Genomic DNA, 21956 nt, shown 5'->3' on the forward strand with positions numbered 1-21956 from the left:
AAGCCCGGTCGAAAGACCGGGCTTTTTGTTTTTGCGTTTAAAAAGAACCCCGTCCCGAAAGGTGCGGGGTTTTTTGCTGTGTGGGGTATATCTCCCCCGGTGGCGCTGCGCTTACCGGGGCTACAAAACCGTACCCCGGACAAAGTGCGCAGCACCGCCTCCGGCGAAAATTACGCCATGTTCGCTCCATTATCTCCTTTCAACGCAAAATAAAACCCCGTCATGGCAATCCCTTCGCCATAATCCACTTTTTCCCTGCCCCTGCGCTGGCGATGATCGCGAAAACCGTGCTTGCGAAAAAAAATGTGAATCCAATCACATATAAAAATATAACAATTATATAACATTTAGTTTACTAATTAATTTGTCTGCGTGACGTGGTACGCCCGACAAGACAGATTGCAGTCTTTGCTGGAGCAATATAACAATGACAGAAAGTAGCATTACCGAACGGGGCGCGCCGGAACTGGCCGATACCCGTCGTCGTATTTGGGCAATTGTTGGCGCTTCCTCGGGGAATCTGGTTGAATGGTTTGATTTTTACGTTTACTCATTCTGCTCGCTCTATTTCGCGCACATCTTCTTTCCATCCGGAAATACCACCACCCAACTGCTGCAAACGGCAGGCGTATTTGCCGCCGGATTTCTGATGCGTCCTATCGGTGGATGGCTGTTTGGTCGGATCGCTGACCGCCGGGGACGTAAAACGTCCATGCTTATCTCGGTCTGCATGATGTGCTTTGGCTCACTGGTGATTGCCTGTCTGCCGGGTTATGCGGTGATCGGCACCTGGGCCCCGGCGCTGCTGCTGCTGGCGCGTCTGTTCCAGGGGCTGTCTGTTGGCGGAGAATACGGCACCAGTGCGACCTATATGAGTGAAGTCGCGGTGGAGGGTAAGAAAGGCTTCTATGCCTCCTTCCAGTACGTTACGCTGATTGGTGGTCAACTGCTGGCTGTATTAGTGGTTGTGGCGCTCCAGCAGGTGCTTAGCGATGAAGATCTCCATGCCTGGGGATGGCGTATTCCTTTTGCCCTCGGGGCGGTACTGGCTATCGTCGCGCTGTGGCTGCGTCGCCAGCTGGACGAAACCTCGAAGCAAGAGACCCGGGCGCTGAAAGAGGCTGGCTCATTTAAAGGGTTGTGGCGCAATCGCCGGGCCTTTGCGATGGTGTTAGGCTTTACCGCCGCCGGATCGCTGACCTTCTACACCTTCACCACCTATATGCAAAAGTATCTGGTCAACACGGCGGGCATGACGGCCAGCACCGCCAGCGTGATCATGACCGCGGCGCTGTTCGTTTATATGCTGGTTCAGCCGCTATTCGGCGCCTTCTCGGATAAAGTTGGCCGCCGGACCTCCATGCTGTGCTTTGGCGTGCTGGCGACGTTATTTACCGTGCCTATTCTCAGCGCCTTGCAAAAAGTGAGCTCACCCTATGCCGCCTTCGGCCTGGTGATCTGCGCCTTACTGATTGTCAGTTTCTATACCTCGATCAGCGGCATCCTGAAAGCAGAGATGTTCCCGGCTCAGGTTCGCGCGCTTGGGGTCGGGTTGTCCTATGCCGTCGCGAACGCATTGTTCGGCGGCTCTGCGGAGTACGTCGCGCTGTCGCTTAAGTCGGCAGGGATAGAGCACGCGTTCTACTGGTATGTGACGGTGATGGCCGCCATTGCCTTCCTTGTCTCCCTGATGTTGCATCGCAAAGGGAAGGGGTTGCGTCTGTAACGCTTACTGATGAGCCAACTGCCATACAGCGTAGCCGGTGGTCGCGCCGGCGACATCCCAGGCAAAATCCTTCCAGCTCCAGCCGCTCCCAGCCGGGCGGCTGTCCCAAAGCTCTTTTGAGGCGCCAAGGCTGACGGAAAACATCAGGCCGATAGCGGCGCTGCGGTCCCGGCTGTAACCCTGATGTTGCGCATATTCATTGCCAGCGGCAGAGAGCATCGCTGAGGCCAGAAAATGCTGGGCTTTGTCCTGACCGGACCATGCATCATTTGCCATGTGGCTGCAGCCGGTTAACAGCAGCGAAGCAATCACTATTATCGTACGCATAGCGCTTCCAGAAAAAAGCCCCGTCGAGGCGGGGCTGATAGTCAGAGAATACGGCTGATCAGCCGGTCAATGCGGATCCGCCGCAGGCGGCGGATCAGTTTTCGCACTTTCACCGGATAGTCGGCGATACTTTGCAGATCCCGATAATGTTTCACTACCGTGGTGTGGGTGCGGATGAGCTTCAGCTCTTTCTCCCGCATGGCCCCCAACTGCCGCTTTGGATCGTGGATCAGAATGGCGTTTTCCAGATCGAGCCGCCAGGCGCGCGGGTTCAGGTTGTTGCCAGTGAGCAGCATCCACTCATCGTCAACCCACATGCCTTTCAGGTGGTAGCTGTTATCATCATCCTTCCACAGGCGGACGATCAGCTGATCGGTATTGACATAATACTGCAGCCGGCTGAGGAAACGCCGCAGGTTGATCTCATACAGATAGGGAAGGGCGCCGATGATTTTAAACGGCTGATCTTCAGGAATGTAGAAATCGTTAGCCGTTTTATCGCCGACAATAATCTCCACCTGTTTTCCGTCGCGCAGCAGCTGGATGATATTTCTTACCAGTACGGCAGGGAGGTTGAAGTAGGGGGTGCAGATCGTCAGCTTGTGTTCGGCACAGGGCATCAGGTGAAAGATGGTTTTATTCAGCAGGCTCGATTTACCCAGGCCTACCAGCGGGGTGACGGAGAGTTCTTCGTCACCAGCGGTGCCGACAAAATGGTAGCTGCGGTCGCGGAGCTCCTGACGGTACTGGCGAATGTCGTTTTTGATTTCCGGGCTTTTTGGCCGATCCGGTCTGTCGAGACGGTTAACGCCGCGCCCCTGAACCAGATTGTTGTCGACCCAGTCGAACATGATGTCCGCCATTTTGCCGTTACGGATGCACTGATAGCGATCATAGCGATACTTATCATGCTGATGCAGATAAACATCATTCAGGCTGGCGCCGCTGTAGAGGACGCAGTCATCAATAATAAAGCCTTTGAAATGGAGAACGCCGAGCGCCTCCCGAGTGTTAATCGGCACGCCGTAAACGGGGATATCTACCCCTGGATTTTCATTGGCCATCCGACAATACCAGTCGGCATTGGTATTAGAGGCGGCGGCGCCGATACGGCCACGCTGAGCGCGGTGCCAGTCCACCAGAACGCGGACATCCAGTTCCGGACGCTGGCGTTTGGCGTCATAAAGGGCCTGCAAAATTCCTTTTCCGCCATCATCTTGCTCCAGATAGAGCGCAATAATGCATATACGCTGAGTGGCGTGGGCAATCCGGGTCAGTAACGCTTCCCTGAATTCCGCAGGGGCGTAAAAGAACTCTACATCATCAACTGACTGAGAAAGCTTAGGGAGTTGGGCAAGGTGTTGTTGATGTTTATTACGCTTAAATTTTGACAACATCACAGTGCGTTTCTTCTCTGTTTATTGAAGGGTCTTCTGTACCATGCAGACGACGTAAGCGGGCAATAATACCATTACTACCCGCTAATGTGGTCAACAATTGCGGTCAGCGTCGCGCGATTATCCCTGATTCAGGGGCAGCGACAGGCTGACAATCCCATCTTCCAGCTGAATATCGACGGTGAATCCCAGCTTTCTGGCGAGGCCTATCATGCCTCGGTTATTTGGCATCGTAATACCATTAAGGCGCTGCAGGCCATGGCTTTGCGTATAGGCGATCAGCTTTTCCAGCAACCTTCGCCCCAGGCCTAACCCTTTTAAATCTGAACGGACCAGAACGGCAAACTCGGCGTCAATATTATCGGGATCGGAGATCGCCCGCGTCACGCCGAGGATCTCGCTCTTCTCTGCGCTGGTCCTGACGGCAACGAACGCCATTTCTCGATCGTAGTCGATCTGGGTCATATTGGCTAAGTCGTCATGGGTAAATTCGTTGATCTCACTAAAATAGCGATAATAGAGATCTTCTTTGGTGACCTGGGCGATAAATGCGAGCAACTGTGGCTCATCTTCCGGGAGGATCGGCCGGAACAGACAGCGATCGCCATTTTTCATCACCACCCACTCCTCCAGTTGGTGCGGATAGGGACGAATAGCGAGACGGCTTTCACTGTCGCCGCTGAAGGGAGCAAGCCCCAGGGTAACGTCAAGCGCCGTAAACTCGTTGCCGGAGGCGAGCAGGGGATGAATATCCAGGCGCTGGATCTCCGGGCAGTCGACGATCAGGTTCGAGACCTGAACCAGCAGCTGGCTTAAGCCAGCGATATCCAGCGGGCGCAAGGCGCTGCGGCCGCGGATCTTCTTATTTTTGATCGCCTGGATCACCAGATAACGCGCCAGGTTCATATTCAGCGGCGGCAGCGCCACGGCGGCCTGGTCCTCGGCCCGCCACTCCACGCCGCCCTCGCCCAGCATAATCAACGGGCCGAAGACGGGATCGTGCTCAACCACTACTCTTAGCTCCTGGGCGCCAGCGCGATTGGCCATGCTTTGCACCAGCAATCCATGGATGCGCGCCTGGGGCCAGGCCAGTTTGACGCGATCGATCATCGCATCTGCAGCCTGCTGCACCTCGGCGGCGGTACGCAAATAGAGCATGACCCCCTGTACTTCCGATTTGTGCGGGATATCCGGAGAACGCAGCTTCAGCGCAACCGGATAGCCTATCTGCTCAGCGATATGCACCGCTTCCGCGCTGTCAGCGGCAATCCAGGTTGGCAGCGTGTGGATGCCATAGGCCCGAAGCACCGGGCTGACCTCGTGAGTATCCAGCGTGGTGGCGCCGTCTTCTATCGCTTGCTGCAGCAGAGCATGCGCCTCGCTGGTATTGGCGGTTAAGGAGTCTGGTAGCACCGGCGTCTCGCGCAGTTGTTTCTGGTTGCGACGGTATTCCACCATATGCATAAAAGCGGTGATCGTGCCCTCTGGCGTACGGTAGGTAGGGAGGCCGGCATCGCTGAATAAACGTCGCGCTTCCTGCGAGGAAAATTCGCCGCACCAGTTGGTCAGCACGGTGACATATTTACCGCGTGGGTGATGCTTCAGAGCGTCAATCAGGGCCAGGGCACTCTCGGTGCCCGGCGCGGCGGCGCTGGGAGAGTGGATCACCAGCAGCGCGTCATAGTCCTGACTGTTGAGCAAAACATTCACCGCCCGCTGATAGTGTTCGCTACTGGCGTCATCGCGTAGATCCAGCGGGTTGGCGATCTCCACGCCAACCGGCAACGCCTGGCGCAGGGCGTCGCGCGTCTCCTCGCTGAGAGCCGCCAGCTTACCGTTTCGCAACCAAAGCTCATCCAGCGCCAGCGCCGCCGGCGCCGCACCGTTGCTGACGATCATCAGTTTTTCACCGCGCAGCGGGCGCATGTGGCTGAGGGTTTCCACCGCAGAGAACAGCTCATGGGTATCCTGCACCCGCAGCAGACCAGCGCGCTGAATGGCCGCATCCCATGCCGGGTCCATCCCGGAATTGGCGTGCAATAGCTTCTGCGCCGCCGGACTACGGCCGCTTTTAATCACCAGGATAGGTTTGTTTCGCGAAGCGCTGCGCGCGGCGGAGACAAAGCGGCGCGCGTCGCTGAGATGCTCGAGGTACAGCAAAATGGCGCTGGTCTTGCTGTCGCGGGCCAGAAAGTCCAGCAGGTCATCGACATCAATATCCAGGCTATCACCCAGGGCGATGAAGTAGGAAAAACCCATCTCGCGCTGTTGCGCCCAGTCAAGGATAGTATTGGAGACGGCGGCCGACTGCGAGATAAAGGCCAGTTTACCGCGATGGATCGGCACCGGTGAAAAGCTGGCGTTCAGCCCTTGCCATGGGGCCAGCAGTCCGAGACTGTTGGGGCCGAGCAGACGCATCTGATAGCGCGCGGCGCATTCGAGCAGCGCCGGGTACTGTTCCGGCTGCGAAGAGAGGATGATGCAGGTCTTGCAGCCTTTTTGCCCTAAGGCTTCGAGCAATTCGAGATTACGCCTGGCGTTAGTACAGAGCACCGCCAGATCCGGGGTAAACGGCAGGCTCTCGATGGTAGGCCATGCCAGTACCCCAAGAACCGCCTTCCAGGCGGGGGTGACCGGCATCACCGGGCCATTGAAGCCGCCGGCTAACAGGTTGCGCATCATGAGATAGCCAGCGCGCTGCGGCTTCATTGATGCGCCAATAACGGCGATGGACTTTGGTCGCAGCAGCGCTTCCAGGCCTCGTTGGCTCATACCGGTCTCCTTTCATCCCAGTGACCGAATGATTTTAAACGTTTTCCACCTGGCCCGCTGTGATACTGCCCTTATGCTGGGTTTTTCCCGCCAGATAGCGGGTCCGGAAGCGGGTGAAGTGCTCGCCAAGCGCAGCGGCGGCCGGGGCATCGCCCGCCAGATCCAGCAGGGCGATGGCCACTTCCGCGGTACAATATTGTCCGTCGGCGTGCGCCTCGCGCAGATGGTAGGCAGAGATGCGCGACAGATCGACGGAGATAATCGGCAGCGCGTCGAGATAAGGACTCTTACGGAACATTTTGCGCGCTTCGGTCCAGGTGCCGTCGAGCATGATAAACAGCGGCGGTTTACCGGACGGCGGCGCGCTCAGGACCTGGCGATCCGGCCCGGCATAGGAGGCCGGAAATACGACCATGGGCTGATAATCAGGATGGGCGACCAGATCGAGCAGCGCCTGCGGCGGTTCGGTACGCGACCACTGAAACGCTTCGGTATCTGGCAGAATATCGGCGATGAGCCGGCCAGTGTTGCTGGGCTTCATCGGTTCCGTATCAAACATCACCAGGCAGAAGCGGCTGGCGGCCTGCGCTGAGGTTAACGTGGCGCACAGGCACTGCTTGAGCGGCAGCAGACAGCGCTGGCAGCGGCGGATGCGATTGCCGCGAGCAAGGAAAGGGCGGGTAGCTCGCGCGAGACGTTCGGCGCGCAGGCGAAGGACAGCGTTATCAGTCATGGGAGTCGCTAGTGAAAAACGCTATTGTCGCAGAGGTGAAAACGGGGCACAAGCGGTGCCCCGGAAGGGTTATTGTTGGCCGGCTTCGTTAAGCCAGCTATCGAATGGCGCTTTTGGCACTGCGCCATTGAGCATGTCGATCACTTCGCCATTTTTGAACATCATAATGGTCGGGATGCTGCGGATACGAAACCGGGCGCTAAGCTCACGTTCCGCTTCGGTGTTGACTTTCACAAAACGCATCTTCCCGCTACGCTCTTCCGCGACGTCTTCAAAGATCGGCGCGAAGCTACGGCAGGGTCCGCACCATGGCGCCCAGAAATCGACAACGACCGGCAGATCGTCCTTCAAGAGTTTATCCAGCGTTGCCCCGGTCGCGTTGATGACGTCGCCGTCAAAAAGATCGTGACCGCAGCGTCCGCACTTTGCGCCATCCGCGCTACGATCGTCCGGGAGGCGGTTCAGAGCCTGACAACTGGCACAAACGGTATTCATAACTAACCTCTGGTTATGGGTTGCAACGTGGCACGTGGCCGATATGTTTCTGTGATGTTACATATTATCGATGAAGTGTTATTTGAGGACAATGCGTTTTGTTCGATGAGTGCAATAGAGGCCGGCTTTTAAACGAAATCATGGCGAAGCGATGGCACATCGGGTAATCTGCGCGCTTCGCGCAGCGCAGGTGGAGAAAATTGATGAGCGACGAACTGAAAAATAAAAGCGGCAAGGTCAAAGTGATGTATGTCCGCAGTGATGATGATTCTGACAAACGCACCCATAACCCACGTACCGGGAAAGGGGGAGGTCGTCCAGGAAAATCTCGTGTTGACGGCCGCAGCCGCCCTGCGCGTGACGAACGAAACAGCCGCGGCGACGATCGCAAACGTGACGACCGTAAGCGTGACGATCGCAAACGCGATGATTTTCATCGCGACGATGCGTCTCCGTGGCGTACCGTTTCCCGCGCTCCTGGCGATGAGACGCCGGTAAAAGAAGATCACGGCGGGATCAGCGGGAAGAGCTTTATCGATCCGGAAGTGCTGCGTCGTCAGCGTGCGGAAGAGACCCGCGTATATGGCGAAAACGCCTGCCAGGCGCTGTTCCAGAGCCGTCCGGAAGCTATCGTTCGCGCCTGGTTTATTCAGAGCGTGACGCCGCGCTTTAAAGAGGCGCTGCGCTGGATGGCGGCCAACCGTAAGGCCTATCACGTGGTGGACGAAGCCGAGCTGGCGAAAGCCTCCGGCACCGAGCACCACGGCGGCGTCTGCTTCCTGATCAAAAAACGCCACGGCACTTCTGTTGCTCAATGGGTCGCGAAGGCCGGGGAAGAAGATTGCGTTCTGGCGCTGGAAGATGTGGGTAACCCACATAATCTCGGGGCGATCATGCGCAGCTGCGCGCACTTTGGCGTGAAGGGCGTGGTGGTTCAGGATGCTGGCGTGCTGGAGTCCGGGGCGGCGATCCGTACGGCGGAGGGCGGTGCGGAGCATGTTGAACCGATCACTGGCGACAGCTTTATCGATACCCTCGATCAGTTCCGCAAAGCGGGCTACGCGATTGTCTCAACGTCCAGCCATAATGGTACCCCGCTGTTTAAAGCCGAGCTGCCGAAGAAAATGGTGCTGGCGTTAGGCCAGGAACGTGATGGTCTGTCCGATGCGGCGATTTCCAGCGCCGATCTCAGCGTTGCCATCGACGGTACCGGTAATGTCGAAAGCCTGAACGTCTCTGTGGCGACCGGCGTCCTGCTGGCGGAATGGTGGCGTCAGAATAAGGCCTGATATCGGCCTTTGAATGCAAAAAAGCCAGCTGATGCTGGCTTTTTTTTATGGCTGTCAATCACTCGCTTTCAGCGGGAAGGACCGGCATCCAGTCGATCGGCGTTTCGCTGCGGTCAACCAGCCACTGGTTGGTCTGTACGAAATGATTGCAGCCAAAGAAGCCGCGATGCGCAGAGAGCGGTGATGGATGCGGCGCCTTCAGCACGCAGTGGCGCTGACGATCGATAATCGCGCCTTTCTTCTGCGCATGAGAGCCCCACAGCAGAAAAACTACTCCCTCGCAATGCTCATTGATTAAAGCGATAACCTTATCGGTAAAGGTCTCCCAGCCCAGACTGGCGTGCGAGTGCGCCTGTCCGGCGCGGACGGTCAGGACCGTATTCAGCAGCAGCACGCCCTGTCGTGCCCAGCTTTCGAGATAACCGTGGGTGGGGCGGGTAAAGCCGGGGATCGTGGCCTCCAGCTCTTTATACATATTCAGCAACGAAGGCGGGATCGCGACGCCCGGACGAACTGAGAACGCCAGACCATGGGCCTGACCCGGGCCGTGATAGGGGTCCTGGCCGAGAATGACGACTTTGACATCGCCCAGTTCAGTAAAGCGAAACGCATTGAAGACGTCTTTTTGCGGTGGATAGATGGTGATCCCCGACTGGCGCTCTTCGGCGACGGTCTTCAGAGTATTGAGAAAATAGGGTTGTTGCTTTTCATCCGCCAGCACGTCATGCCAGGTTAAAGGGGTGGTCATCTTGCTCTCCTGCAAAAGGGTCATCGCTATAGCTTAACGGCTTCTTTCTATAGAACAAAATCGGTACGGCCTGATGCCGGCTTTTATGCAAAAAAAAATTGAAAATTTACAAAATTATTTATAGCTCACAATGGCGTAACTTGATGTAAAACAATAAAAACCTCCTATACCCACGTTGGGTGAGTGGTTTTTATTGATTTATATCAAGGAATGCCGAGGGTGCGGCTGATATATATACACTCATACAACAATGGTTTTACCAATTGGCCGCGAAGAGGCCAAAATCGAATAAACACTGCCTGGGAGGCATCAAATGATTACTGGTATCCAAATTACAAAAGCGGCAAACGACGACCTGCTCAACTCTTTCTGGCTGCTGGATAGCGAAAAAGGCGAAGCGCGCTGCCTGTGCGCCAAAGGTGGTTTTGCGGAAGATGATGTGGTTGCGGTAAGCAAACTGGGTGAAATCGAATACCGTGAAATCCCGGTGGACGTGAAACCGGAAGTGCGCGTCGAAGGCGGTCAGCACCTGAACGTTAACGTGCTGCGTCGCGAAACCCTGCTGGACGCGGTTGAGCATCCGGAAAAATATCCGCAGCTGACCATTCGTGTTTCCGGCTACGCGGTACGCTTCAACTCTCTGACGCCGGAACAGCAGCGCGACGTTATCGCCCGTACCTTTACCGAAAGCCTGTAAGGCTAACGCCAGATGTGAAAACGCCGGGATATCCCGGCGTTTTTTTTACTCATCGCTGGACGCTGATGGCGTCCCGGCCGCGCTTGGCTTCCGGCGCTTACCGATATTTTTCGTATCGCGGTGGCGCTTCTTCACCCGCGGTTTCTCTTTTTCATCTTTTTTCTTCTGCGCACGCTTCGCCAGCACTTTCTTCGATGGCTTACCCGTCAGCTTCTCGCTCGGCGCACGGGTCGTCGGGCGCAGTTCATCGATAACTCTGGCTTTCAACGGCTCTTCAATATAGCGACCAATCTTACCCAGCAGCAGGTGGTCATGAGCCTCGACCAGAGAAATGGCGGTCCCTTTTTTACCGGCGCGGCCGGTACGACCGATACGGTGCAGGTAGGTATCCGCGGTACGCGGCATATCGAAGTTAAAGACGTGGCTGACGTCCGGAATATCGATACCGCGGGCAGCGACGTCGGTGGCGATCAGCACGTTGACGCGGCCGTCGGTCAGGCGCTTGATAGCTTCGTTTCGCTTGGCCTGCACCATCTCGCCTTCCAGCCAGCAGGTGTTAATCCCGGCCTCACGCAGCCAGTTAGCCAGCTCATGCACGCGCTCACGCTTACGCACAAACACGATAGCGCGGGTGGCTTCCGGCTGTTGCAGCAGATTCACCAGCAGTTTGGTTTTATGTTCGATATCGTCGGCGCGGTAGTACCACTGATGGATTTTCTTACGCTCGCGGGTTGACGGATTGGCGGAAACTTCAACCGGCTCCTCCAGCAGACGCTCAGCAAAGTCTTTGATCGCATCGCCTTCCAGCGTCGCGGAGAACAGCATAGTCTGCTTGCGCCAGCGAGTTTCACCGGCGATGGTTTCGATATCCTGGGCAAAACCCATATCCAGCATGCGGTCGGCTTCATCGAGGATTAGGGTCTCGACGGCGCGGCAGTCGAAATTCTCTTCTTTAATATATTGCAGCAGGCGACCGGTGGTGGCGACTACGATGTCCTGGTTTTCGCTGAACACTTCCGCGTGGTTCATGTACGCCACGCCGCCGGTAATGGTAGCAATGTCCAGATGGGTATGCTTCGCCAGCTCGCGGGCGTGGTCGGCCACCTGCATCGCCAGCTCACGGGTCGGCGTCAGGATAAGAATGCGCGGCGGGCCGGATTTCTTACGCGGGAAATCGAGCAGGTGCTGCAACGCTGGCAGCAGATACGCCGCCGTTTTACCGGTGCCGGTCGGCGCTGAACCGAGAATGTCACGGCCATCGAGCGCAGGCGGAATAGCGGCGGCCTGAATGGCTGTCGGGCGAGTGAAACCTTTATCCTGGAGGGCTTCCAGCAGGTTTTCGTCGAGTTCAAGTTCGGAAAAAGTCGTTACAGTCATGTTCTACCTCTGAGTGGGCCGCCGATTATAGACGTTACTGACGTAATGTTCATCTGTTTGTAAGGCTATCTGTTCTCCGGTATTGTGCATAGCCTTAGGTTCAGGAGTTTTTGTCGGCAAGGTTATTGAGGATGTCTCAGTCGAAGTTTGCGCTGCCGCGCAATGGTTTTACCTTCAAACGGTTCTTTGTCGCTCACGATCGCTGCGCCATGAAGGTGGGTACCGACGGTATTTTGCTGGGCGCCTGGGCGCCGATTGCCGGAGTGAAGCATGTGCTGGATATTGGCGCGGGCAGCGGCTTGCTGGCGCTGATGCTCGCGCAGCGTACCGGAGATGATGTGCATGTCGAGGCGGTAGAACTGGACGAAGAGGCCGCCGCTCAGGCGCGGGAAAACGCCCTCGCGTCGCCGTGGGCTTCGCGGATTGAGGTCTGGCAGGCCGATATTCATCAGTGGCAGCCGTCGCAAACTCGACGCTATGAACTGATAATCAGTAATCCGCCCTTTTTTGCCGAAGGCGTGCCATGCGCGACCTCGCAGCGAGAGCAGGCGCGGTACACCACTACGCTCGATCACGCCTCCCTGCTGACCTGTGCCGCAGAGCATATTACCGAAGAAGGTTTTTTTTGCGTGGTGTTGCCGGTGGATATTGGTAATGCGTTCATCGAACGGGCAAGGGCGATGGGCTGGCATCTGCGACTGCGTACTGACGTGGCGGAGACCGAGCTGCGACCGCCGCATCGGGTGCTGCTGGCTTTCTCCCCGACGGCAGGGGAGTGTTTCAGCGACAGGCTGGCGATCCGCGGGCCAGAGCAGCAATATTCGGAAGGCTTTACCGCTCTGACCGAGGACTTTTATCTCTTTATGTGAGCCAGGGGCGAGAGTATCGACGGGCCGCTGTCAGGCAGCGGCTGCGGATAGTCGAGGGTATAATGCAGACCGCGGCTCTCCTTACGCAACATCGCGCAGCGTACGATAAGCTCCGCCACCTGCACCAGATTGCGCAGTTCCAGCAAATTATTCGAGACGCGGAAGCGGGCGTAATACTCATCCAGCTCCTGCTGGAGCATGGTAATGCGCCGCAGGGCGCGCTCCAGCCTGCGGGTGGTGCGCACAATCCCCACGTAATCCCACATCAGCAGGCGCAGTTCGTGCCAGTTGTGCTGGATAACCACCAGTTCATCCGGGATCTCCACCTGACTTTCATCCCAAGCTGGCAGCGTGGCGACCTTCTGGGCGAGCGGCAGGCGCCGGGTAATATCCTCCGCGGCGGACCAGCCATAGACCAGGCACTCCAGCAACGAGTTCGACGCCATACGATTCGCGCCGTGCAGCCCGGTGTAGCTAACTTCGCCGATGGCGTATAAACCATCGACGTCGGTGCGGCCATTATCATCCACCATCACGCCGCCGCAGGTGTAATGCGCGGCGGGGACGACCGGCACCGGATCTTTGGTTAAATCAATTCCCAGGCCGAGCAGCTTTTCATAAATCATCGGGAAATGCTGGCGAACAAACGCCTCGGGTTTATGGCTGATATCAAGGAACATACAGTCTACGCCCAGGCGCTTCATTTCATGGTCGATGGCGCGGGCGACGATATCGCGCGGGGCCAGCTCGCCGCGCTCGTCAAAGTCCGGCATAAAGCGGGTGCCATCCGGGCGTTTAAGGTGGGCGCCTTCGCCGCGCAGCGCTTCAGTAAGCAGGAAATTACGCGCCTGGGGGTGATATAGCGCGGTGGGGTGGAACTGGTTAAACTCCAGATTCGCCACCCGACATCCCGCCCGCCAGGCCATCGCAATCCCGTCTCCGGAAGAGACGTCGGGGTTAGTGGTATATTGATAAACCTTCGCGGCCCCGCCGGTAGCGAGTACTACGGCTTTCGCGCTGCAGGTTTCCACCCGCTCTTTATTACGATTCCAGATCCATGCCCCGACCACCCGGCGGGTGCCCGGCAGGCCAATCTTATCCGATACGATTAAATCGACGGCATTGCTGCGCTCAAGGATGCGGATATTAGGATGGGCAAGCGCTTTATCGACCAGCGTCGTCTCTACCGCTTTGCCGGTGGCGTCGGCGGCGTGAAGAATGCGCCGATGGCTGTGCCCCCCTTCGCGCGTGAGATGATAGCTCTCTTCGCCATTGGCCTGGACCTGGGTGTCAAACAGCACTCCCTGATCGATAAGCCACTGGACGCATGATCGGGCGTTGCTGGCGACGAAGGTGACCGCATGACGATCGCAGAGTCCCGCGCCGGCGATGAGGGTATCTTCGACATGGGATTCAATACTGTCCGTCTCATCGAAGACGGCGGCAATCCCTCCCTGGGCGTAGAACGTCGAACCTTCGCTGATCGGCCCTTTACTCAGCACGGTCACCGAACTGTGCTCAGCCAGGCGCAGGGCAAGGGAAAGACCGGCAGCGCCGCTGCCGATAATCAACACATCACAAGAGAAGTCAGGAGTGGTATTCATTGTCTTTGTTTAATTTACTAAACACGTTTAGCTCACAATAGCACCGGTCCGTGAGGAATCGTACAATTTTTTTGTCTGCTGTTGTGACGGCTAAACAAAAGGCGAACGGAAACGGCGTCTTGCGCGCTGAAAATGAGATGCGGGGAAGGTTGATGGCATTGGATTTTATAGTGAAATAAACGGCGTGTTACGATACCCTTCAGACGGGCCTGCGCTTTTTCTTATTGACTTACCTATCGTTTAGCAACCTGGGCATATAATGATTGATAACGATCTGCCGCCGTTGCCAGACAAAAAACAAAAAGCGTAACGGAACTTTATTGTTTTCATGCACTCCAACAGTCAGCTTGCTCATAATGCAGATTTTGGGTGGTGTTTTGAAGACGCATGGGAATTGGGTTTGGGGAGACATTACCTCGGATGAGCGAGCAGTTAACGGATCAGGTCCTTGTTGAACGGGTCCAGAAAGGAGATCAGAAAGCGTTTAATTTGCTGGTAGTGCGCTATCAGCATAAGGTCGCGAGCCTGGTTTCCCGCTATGTACCGCCGGGCGATATCGCTGACGTTGTTCAGGAATCGTTCGTTAAGGCATGGCGTGCGCTGGACTCTTTCCGGGGAGATAGCGCTTTTTACACCTGGTTATACCGTATCGCCGTCAACACGGCGAAGAATTATCTGGTTGCTCAGGGGCGCCGTCCGCCGTCCAGCGATGTTGACGCCAACGAGGCGGAAAACTTCGAAAGCGGCGGGGCGTTGAAAGAAATTTCGAACCCTGAGAACTTAATGTTGTCAGAAGAACTGAGACAAATAGTTTTTCGTACCATTGAATCGCTCCCGGAAGATTTACGCATGGCAATTACGTTACGGGAGCTGGATGGCCTGAGCTATGAAGAGATAGCCGCTATCATGGATTGTCCGGTTGGGACGGTGCGTTCGCGTATCTTCCGGGCGCGAGAAGCTATTGATAATAAAGTTCAACCGCTTATCAGGCGTTGACGATAGCGGAATACTGGAAAAGGGTATCAGGCATGCAGAAAGAAAAACTTTCGGCTTTAATGGATGGTGAAACGCTGGATAACGAACTGCTCAACGAGCTGAGTCGTTCTTCTGAGATGCAAAAAACCTGGGAGAGTTATCACCTTATCCGCGATACGCTGCGTGGCGATACCGCTGAGGTGCTGCAATTTGATATCTCCGCCCGGGTGATGGCCGCCATTGAAAATGAGCCCGTTCGTCAGACGGCGCCGCTTATTCCTGAATCTCAGCCCGCACCGCATCAGTGGCGGCAGATGCCGTTCTGGAACAAGGTGCGTCCGTGGGCCAGCTCCCTGACTCAAATGGGCGTTGCCGCCTGCGTATCGCTTGCGGTTATCGTCGGCGTCCAGCACTATAATGGTCAGTCTGATTCCGCTCAGCAGCCAGAAGCGCCGGTGTTCAATACGCTGCCCATGATGGGTAAAGCAAGCCCGGTAAGTCTTGGCGTGCCGGCTGACGCGTCAGCGGGAAGCGGCCAGCAGGCGCAGGTCCAGGAACAGCGCCGCCGAATTAACGCCATGCTGCAGGACTACGAACTGCAGCGCCGCCTGCACGCTGAGCAGCTTCAGTTTGGCCAGGCCCAGACTCAGCAGGCCGCAGTCCAGGTACCGGGCTATCAAACTTTAGGAACGCAATCGCAGTAATGAAGCAACTTTGGTGTGCCATGTCGCTCATGGCAGGCAGCCTGTTGTTCTCTGTCAACGCCTCGGCTGATACATCGTCCGGGGCGTTGTTGCAGCAGATGAACCTGGCCAGCCAGTCTCTCAATTATGAGCTGTCTTTTGTTAGCATCAGCAAACAAGGCGTTGAGTCGCTGCGCTATCGTCACGCGCGACTGAACAACCAACCGCTGGCGCAGTTGCTGCAGCTGGACGGTCCGCGCCGGGAAGTGGTCCTGCGCGGCACGGAAATCAGCTATTTTGAACCCGGTCTCGATCCGTTCACCCTGAACGGGGACTATATCGTCGATTCGCTGCCATCGCTGGTATATAGCGATTTCAAACGCCTCTCCGCGGCGTATGATTTTATCTCCGTGGGCCGTACCCGTATCGCTGACCGCCTCTGCGACGTGATCCGCGTCGTGGCTCGCGACGGCACGCGCTACAGCTTTATCGCCTGGCTGGATGCTGAAACCAAGCTGCCGCTGCGCGTCGATTTGCTCGACCGCGACGGGGAAACGCTGGAGCAGTTCCGGGTCGTCTCCTTCAACGTTGGCGATAACGTCAGCGCCAGCATGGAGACGCTGGCAAAAGCGAATTTGCCGCCGCAGCTGTCGGTGCCTGAAGGAGGCGACAAAGCCAACTTCAACTGGGCGCCGACGTGGCTCCCGCAGGGCGTGACTGAGGTTTCCAGCAGCCAGCGCCGTCTTCCCACCTTTGACGGTCCGGTAGAATCACGTCTCTATTCCGACGGCTTGTTCAGCTTCTCGATCAATATCAACCGCGCCACGGCGGCCAGCAGCGACCAGCTGTTGCGCACCGGCCGACGCACCGTCAGCACGACGGTGCGCGATAACGCGGAGATAACCGTAGTGGGCGAGCTGCCGCCGCAGACGGCGAAGCGTATCTCTGACAGTATTAAATTCAAGGCAGTACAATGATTAAAGAGTGGGCTACCGTGGTTTCCTGGCATAACGGCGTGGCGCAGGTGCACTGCGACGTTAAAGCCTCCTGCAGCAGCTGCGCCTCCCGTGCCGGCTGTGGTAGCCGGGTGCTAAACAAGCTGGGGCCGCAGACCAGCCATACCATTAGCGTGCCCTGCGAGCAGCCGTTGGCCGCGGGGCAAAAAGTGGAGCTGGGGATCGCTGAAAGCAGCCTGCTGGGCTCAGCGATGCTGGTGTATATGGCGCCGCTGGCGGGGCTGTTTGTAATGGCGTCTATTTTTCAGGTGCTGTTTGCCAGCGATATTGCGTCACTTTGCGGCGCGCTGCTGGGCGGCGTCGGCGGCTTCCTGGTGGCGCGCGGTCTGTCGCCGCGACTGGCGGCACGTCAGTCCTGGCAGCCGGTGATTTTGAACGTCGCACTGCCGCCGGATCTGCTGCGTGTTGATACGCCTTCCTCCGACATGGGCCAGTGATTTCACTGGCCCTTATCTTTATTTACCTTTCCTGTTACAACGCCACAATTTCTGCGGGTATGCTGGATCTAACAGCATTTCCTGGTTTCGCGGATGTAGTGTAGAATGCGGCGTTTTCGGATTAAAAAACGTCAGGCACAGTACAGCGGCCTCATGATACTCGTAAGGCATAATTAACTCTAAATATGAAGAATATACGTAACTTTTCGATCATCGCTCACATCGACCACGGTAAGTCGACGCTGTCTGACCGTATCATCCAGATTTGCGGTGGCCTTTCTGATCGTGAAATGGAAGCCCAGGTTCTGGACTCCATGGATCTTGAGCGCGAACGCGGGATCACCATCAAGGCGCAGAGCGTCACCCTGGACTATAAGGCCAGCGACGGTGAGACCTACCAGCTGAACTTTATCGACACCCCGGGCCACGTGGACTTCTCTTATGAAGTTTCCCGTTCTCTTGCCGCGTGCGAAGGCGCGCTGCTGGTGGTAGACGCCGGGCAGGGGGTAGAAGCCCAGACCTTGGCCAACTGCTACACCGCCATGGAGATGGATCTCGAAGTGGTTCCGGTACTCAACAAGATCGACCTGCCTGCGGCCGACCCTGAGCGCGTAGCGGACGAGATTGAAGATATCGTCGGGATCGACGCCCACGACGCGGTGCGCTGCTCAGCGAAAACCGGCGTCGGCGTGACCGACGTGCTGGAGCGTCTGGTGCGCGATATCCCACCGCCGGAAGGCGATCCGGACGCGCCGCTGCAGGCGCTGATTATCGACTCCTGGTTCGATAACTACCTCGGCGTGGTTTCGCTGGTGCGGATTAAAAACGGCACCATGCGCAAGGGCGACAAGATCAAGGTCATGAGCACCGGCCAGGTGTATAACGCTGATCGTCTGGGCATCTTCACCCCGAAACAGGTTGACCGTACCGAGCTGAAATGCGGCGAGGTAGGCTGGCTGGTCTGCGCGATCAAAGACATCCTCGGCGCGCCGGTGGGCGATACCCTGACCGCCGCCCGCAACCCGGCAGACAAAGCGCTGCCTGGCTTTAAGAAGGTGAAACCGCAGGTGTATGCCGGCCTGTTCCCGGTGAGCTCCGATGATTATGAAGCTTTCCGCGACGCGCTGGGCAAACTGAGCCTTAACGATGCCTCTCTGTTCTACGAGCCGGAAAGCTCTACCGCGCTGGGCTTCGGCTTCCGCTGCGGCTTCCTCGGCCTGCTGCACATGGAGATCATTCAGGAGCGTCTGGAGCGTGAATACGATCTCGACCTGATCACCACCGCGCCGACGGTAGTCTACGAAGTAGAGACCACCTCCAAAGAAGTTATCTACGTCGACAGCCCGTCCAAGCTGCCGCCGCTGAATAATATTCAGGAGCTGCGCGAGCCGATCGCCGAGTGTCACATGCTGCTGCCGCAGGAGTTCCTCGGCAACGTGATTACCTTGTGTGTCGAGAAGCGTGGGGTGCAGACCAACATGGTTTACCACGGTAAACAGGTGGCGCTGACCTATGAAATTCCGATGGCGGAAGTGGTTCTCGACTTCTTCGACCGCCTGAAGTCCACCTCCCGCGGCTATGCGTCGCTGGACTACAACTTCAAACGCTTCCAGGCGTCGAACATGGTACGCGTCGATGTGCTGATCAACGGTGAGCGCGTCGATGCGCTGGCGCTGATCACCCACAACGATAACGCGCCGTATCGCGGCCGCGAGCTGGTGGAAAAGATGAAAGATCTGATTCCGCGTCAGCAGTTCGATATCGCGATTCAGGCGGCCATCGGTAACCACATTATCGCGCGCTCTACGGTGAAACAGCTGCGTAAAAACGTCCTGGCGAAATGCTACGGCGGCGACGTCAGCCGTAAGAAAAAGCTGCTGCAGAAGCAGAAAGAAGGTAAGAAGCGTATGAAGCAGGTCGGTAACGTTGAGCTGCCGCAGGAAGCGTTCCTCGCCATTCTGCACGTTGGTAAAGACGGCAAATAACCCTAAGGAGTTGGCATGGCGAACATGTTTGCCCTGATCCTGGTGATTGCAACCCTGGTGACGGGCGTTTTATGGTGCCTGGACAAGTTCATTTTTGCACCGAAACGTCGTGAACGTCAGGCCGCTGCTCAGGCAGCGACCGGCGAGCAACTGGACAAGAAGACGCTGAAGAAAGTCGGCCCGAAACCGGGCTGGCTGGAAACCGGCGCATCGGTTTTCCCGGTGCTGGCGATCGTTCTGGTGGTACGTTCATTTATTTATGAGCCTTTCCAGATCCCTTCAGGTTCGATGATGCCAACGCTGCTCATCGGCGATTTTATTCTGGTGGAGAAATTTGCCTACGGCATTAAAGATCCTATCTACCAGAAAACGCTGATCGAGACCGGCCATCCGAAGCGCGGCGACGTCGTGGTGTTTAAATATCCGGAAGACCCGCGTCTGGACTACATTAAGCGCGCGGTGGGGTTACCGGGTGATAAGGTCACCTACGATCCGGTTGCCAAACAGGTCACTATTCAGCCGGGCTGCAGTTCCGGACAGGCCTGCGGCAACGCGCTGCCGGTGACCTATTCCAACGTGGAGCCGAGCGATTTTGTTCAGACCTTCTCCCGCAGCAACGGCGGCGAAGCGAGCAGCGGTTTCTGGCAGTTGCCGAAGGGCGAAACCAAAGCCGACGGCATTCGTCTTACCGAGCGTCAGGAGACATTGGGCGACGTGACGCACCGAATTCTGATGGTGCCGATTGCCCAGGATCAGGTTGGGATGTACTACCATCAGTCCGGTCTGCCGCTGGCCACCTGGATTGTGCCGCCCGGTCAGTACTTCATGATGGGCGACAACCGGGATAACAGCGCCGACAGCCGGTACTGGGGCTTTGTGCCGGAAGCCAACCTGGTCGGAAAAGCAACCGCTATCTGGATGAGTTTTGAAAAGCAGGAAGGTGAATGGCCGACCGGCGTGCGGTTATCGCGCATTGGTGGAATTCATTAATTTCCTCTGCTGAATTCACGTCGCTGCTGTTATCGCAGCGGCGTGAATTATTTAGTATTTAAATCCATTCAAACTAACGACATCCCGTGTCGTTGCGTATAGAATATCCCCCCGAAGTTTTTGGTTGTCGCTCTGCCGGGTGACACTGCACACGAAAGCGTATTGGTCTGTTTCAAATTACTGTTTGAAGCGAATGCTCAGGTCGGTTTCGTGTGCTGCATCTTTGACGCATTCATTTATTGGTAACGCATGAACCCCATCGTAATTAATCGGCTTCAACGAAAGCTGGGCTACACTTTTCATCATCAGGAGCTGTTGCAACAGGCATTAACTCACCGCAGTGCCAGCAGCAAACATAATGAGCGCCTGGAATTTTTAGGTGACTCCATTTTAAGTTTCGTGATCGCGAATGCGCTGTATCATCGCTTTCCTCGTGTCGATGAAGGCGATATGAGCCGTATGCGCGCGACGCTGGTGCGCGGCAACACGCTGGCGGAGATCGCCCGCGAGTTTGAGCTGGGCGAGTGTCTGCGCCTCGGGCCGGGAGAGCTGAAAAGCGGCGGTTTCCGTCGCGAATCGATTCTCGCGGATACCGTTGAAGCGTTAATTGGCGGGGTTTTCCTCGACAGTGATATTCAGAACGTTGAACGCTTAATCCTCTCCTGGTACCAGACCCGTCTGGACGAAATCAGTCCGGGCGATAAGCAAAAGGATCCGAAGACGCGTCTGCAGGAATATCTGCAGGGACGTCATCTGCCGCTGCCGTCTTACCTGGTGGTCCAGGTTCGCGGCGAAGCGCACGATCAGGAATTTACTATCCACTGCCAGGTCAGTGGCCTGAGTGAACCGGTGGTTGGCACAGGTTCCAGCCGTCGTAAGGCGGAGCAGGCTGCCGCCGAACAGGCGCTGAAAAAGCTGGAGCTGGAATGAGCGAAGAAAAAAGTTATTGTGGGTTTGTCGCCATCGTGGGTCGTCCAAACGTTGGCAAATCCACGCTGTTGAACAAGCTGCTTGGGCAGAAGATCTCGATCACCTCCCGTAAAGCGCAGACCACCCGTCACCGCATCGTCGGTATCCATACCGAAGGGCCGTATCAGGCGATTTACGTTGATACTCCGGGCCTGCATATGGAAGAGAAGCGCGCCATTAACCGCTTAATGAACAAAGCGGCCAGCAGTTCGATTGGCGACGTGGAACTGGTCATCTTCGTGGTGGAAGGCACTCGCTGGACGCAGGACGACGAGATGGTGCTCAACAAGCTGCGCGACGCGAAAGCGCCGGTGATCCTCGCGGTCAACAAGGTGGATAACGTGCAGGAAAAAGCGGATCTGTTACCGCACCTGCAGTTCCTCGCCAGCCAGATGAATTTCCTCGATATCGTACCGATCTCAGCGGAAACCGGCACCAACGTTGATACCATCGCGGCGATCGTGCGTAAGCATCTGCCGGAAGCGATCCATCACTTCCCGGAAGATTATATTACCGATCGCTCACAACGCTTTATGGCCTCCGAAATCATCCGTGAAAAACTGATGCGTTTCCTCGGCGCTGAGCTGCCGTACTCCGTCACCGTGGAAATCGAACGTTTCGTCAGCAACGAGCGCGGCGGTTACGATATCAACGGCCTGATCCTCGTCGAGCGCGAAGGGCAGAAAAAGATGGTGATTGGCAACAAAGGCGCCAAAATTAAAACCATCGGTATCGAAGCGCGTAAGGACATGCAGGAGATGTTTGAAGCGCCGGTGCACCTCGAGCTGTGGGTGAAAGTGAAATCCGGCTGGGCCGATGACGAGCGCGCCCTGCGCAGTCTCGGTTACGTTGACGACCTCTGAGTTA

General features: G+C 56.6%; 22 protein-coding genes. 14 read left to right on the forward strand and 8 right to left on the reverse strand.

From position 1 onward, the window contains the following. Together HMPREF3140_RS29095 and HMPREF3140_RS06440 are read left to right on the forward strand one after the other, a co-directional pair. A partial coding sequence (locus tag HMPREF3140_RS29095) for a ribonuclease H family protein (RefSeq protein ID WP_217628961.1) occupies positions 1-213 on the forward strand: 213 nt, incomplete at its 5' end. Between the two features lie 214 nt (positions 214-427). Beyond that, positions 428-1726, forward strand: coding sequence for an MFS transporter (locus HMPREF3140_RS06440; RefSeq protein ID WP_004144368.1), 1299 nt, complete (start codon positions 428-430; stop codon positions 1724-1726). A 3-nt stretch (positions 1727-1729) separates the two neighbouring features. Here HMPREF3140_RS06440 and HMPREF3140_RS06445 read toward each other — a convergent pair whose 3' ends face one another. From HMPREF3140_RS06445 to trxC, 5 genes are all read right to left on the reverse strand, one after another. Next, positions 1730-2053, reverse strand: coding sequence for a YfiM family lipoprotein (locus HMPREF3140_RS06445; RefSeq protein ID WP_002914095.1), 324 nt, complete (start codon positions 2051-2053; stop codon positions 1730-1732). A 41-nt stretch (positions 2054-2094) separates the two neighbouring features. Then, entirely contained in the window at positions 2095-3450 is a 1356-nt protein-coding gene (pssA, locus tag HMPREF3140_RS06450) for a CDP-diacylglycerol--serine O-phosphatidyltransferase (protein WP_004180947.1), read from the reverse strand. Positions 3451-3570: 120 nt separating this feature from the next. Next, positions 3571-6222 (reverse strand): bifunctional acetate--CoA ligase family protein/GNAT family N-acetyltransferase, encoded by a 2652-nt coding sequence (locus tag HMPREF3140_RS06455; protein WP_004144363.1) that lies wholly within the window; start codon positions 6220-6222, stop codon positions 3571-3573. Between the two features lie 34 nt (positions 6223-6256). Next, positions 6257-6955 (reverse strand): tRNA-uridine aminocarboxypropyltransferase, encoded by a 699-nt coding sequence (gene tapT, locus HMPREF3140_RS06460; protein WP_002914092.1) that lies wholly within the window; start codon positions 6953-6955, stop codon positions 6257-6259. Between the two features lie 69 nt (positions 6956-7024). Continuing rightward, entirely contained in the window at positions 7025-7450 is a 426-nt protein-coding gene (gene trxC / locus HMPREF3140_RS06465; protein WP_002914091.1) for a thioredoxin TrxC, read from the reverse strand. A gap of 203 nt (positions 7451-7653) precedes the next feature. Between trxC and HMPREF3140_RS06470 the strand changes: the two genes are divergently transcribed. Further along, positions 7654-8739: a tRNA/rRNA methyltransferase gene (locus HMPREF3140_RS06470; protein WP_002914089.1), complete on the forward strand. Its 1086-nt coding sequence runs from the start codon at positions 7654-7656 to the stop codon at positions 8737-8739. Between the two features lie 58 nt (positions 8740-8797). Here HMPREF3140_RS06470 and ung read toward each other — a convergent pair whose 3' ends face one another. Then, the gene (ung, locus tag HMPREF3140_RS06475) at positions 8798-9487 is read right to left on the reverse strand and encodes a uracil-DNA glycosylase (protein WP_032412170.1); all 690 of its coding nucleotides are present in this window, start codon (positions 9485-9487) and stop codon (positions 8798-8800) included. Positions 9488-9800: 313 nt separating this feature from the next. Here ung and grcA point away from each other — a divergent pair, with 313 nt between their 5' ends. Beyond that, positions 9801-10184, forward strand: coding sequence for an autonomous glycyl radical cofactor GrcA (gene grcA / locus HMPREF3140_RS06480; protein WP_002914084.1), 384 nt, complete (start codon positions 9801-9803; stop codon positions 10182-10184). Positions 10185-10229: 45 nt separating this feature from the next. Here grcA and srmB read toward each other — a convergent pair whose 3' ends face one another. Beyond that, complete coding sequence (srmB, locus tag HMPREF3140_RS06485; protein ID WP_002914082.1) at positions 10230-11561, reverse strand: ATP-dependent RNA helicase SrmB; 1332 nt, start codon at positions 11559-11561, stop codon at positions 10230-10232. A 131-nt stretch (positions 11562-11692) separates the two neighbouring features. On the opposite strand from srmB, the gene trmN reads away from it, so the two are divergent. Further along, entirely contained in the window at positions 11693-12430 is a 738-nt protein-coding gene (trmN, locus tag HMPREF3140_RS06490; RefSeq protein WP_002914079.1) for a tRNA(1)(Val) (adenine(37)-N(6))-methyltransferase TrmN, read from the forward strand. On the opposite strand, the gene nadB is transcribed toward trmN, so the two are convergent. After that, positions 12415-14034, reverse strand: a complete 1620-nt coding sequence (gene nadB / locus HMPREF3140_RS06495; protein WP_004144357.1) for an L-aspartate oxidase — start codon at positions 14032-14034, stop codon at positions 12415-12417. The genes trmN and nadB overlap by 16 nt on opposite strands. A gap of 328 nt (positions 14035-14362) precedes the next feature. On the opposite strand from nadB, the gene rseD reads away from it, so the two are divergent. The 9 genes from rseD (at position 14363) to era (ending at position 21952) form a co-directional block, all read left to right on the forward strand. Further along, the gene (rseD, locus tag HMPREF3140_RS29620; protein ID WP_121980491.1) at positions 14363-14458 is read left to right on the forward strand and encodes a rpoE leader peptide RseD; all 96 of its coding nucleotides are present in this window, start codon (positions 14363-14365) and stop codon (positions 14456-14458) included. Continuing rightward, positions 14455-15030 (forward strand): RNA polymerase sigma factor RpoE, encoded by a 576-nt coding sequence (gene rpoE / locus HMPREF3140_RS06500; protein ID WP_002914074.1) that lies wholly within the window; start codon positions 14455-14457, stop codon positions 15028-15030. The genes rseD and rpoE overlap by 4 nt, the downstream gene beginning before the upstream one ends. A gap of 32 nt (positions 15031-15062) precedes the next feature. After that, entirely contained in the window at positions 15063-15713 is a 651-nt protein-coding gene (gene rseA / locus HMPREF3140_RS06505) for an anti-sigma-E factor RseA (RefSeq protein ID WP_002914072.1), read from the forward strand. After that, positions 15713-16669 carry a sigma-E factor regulatory protein RseB gene (gene rseB / locus HMPREF3140_RS06510; RefSeq protein WP_002914070.1) on the forward strand — a complete coding sequence of 319 codons (957 nt, stop codon included), beginning with the start codon at positions 15713-15715 and terminating at the stop codon, positions 16667-16669. The genes rseA and rseB overlap by 1 nt, the downstream gene beginning before the upstream one ends. Further along, positions 16666-17145, forward strand: a complete 480-nt coding sequence (gene rseC, locus HMPREF3140_RS06515) for a SoxR-reducing system protein RseC (protein WP_004144354.1) — start codon at positions 16666-16668, stop codon at positions 17143-17145. The genes rseB and rseC overlap by 4 nt, the downstream gene beginning before the upstream one ends. Before the next feature lie 185 nt (positions 17146-17330). Next, positions 17331-19130, forward strand: coding sequence for a translation elongation factor 4 (gene lepA / locus HMPREF3140_RS06520; RefSeq protein WP_002914069.1), 1800 nt, complete (start codon positions 17331-17333; stop codon positions 19128-19130). A gap of 15 nt (positions 19131-19145) precedes the next feature. Continuing rightward, the gene (lepB, locus tag HMPREF3140_RS06525) at positions 19146-20120 is read left to right on the forward strand and encodes a signal peptidase I (protein ID WP_070552890.1); all 975 of its coding nucleotides are present in this window, start codon (positions 19146-19148) and stop codon (positions 20118-20120) included. A gap of 249 nt (positions 20121-20369) precedes the next feature. Beyond that, a complete protein-coding gene (rnc, locus tag HMPREF3140_RS06535; protein WP_002914065.1) occupies positions 20370-21050 on the forward strand; it encodes a ribonuclease III in 681 nt (226 codons plus the stop codon). Beyond that, positions 21047-21952, forward strand: coding sequence for a GTPase Era (gene era, locus HMPREF3140_RS06540; RefSeq protein WP_002914063.1), 906 nt, complete (start codon positions 21047-21049; stop codon positions 21950-21952). The genes rnc and era overlap by 4 nt, the downstream gene beginning before the upstream one ends. Positions 21953-21956: the final 4 nt, after the last annotated feature.

Source organism: Klebsiella sp. HMSC16A12, assembly GCF_001808265.1.
GTDB classification, from domain to species: Bacteria; Pseudomonadota; Gammaproteobacteria; order Enterobacterales; family Enterobacteriaceae; genus Klebsiella; species Klebsiella pneumoniae.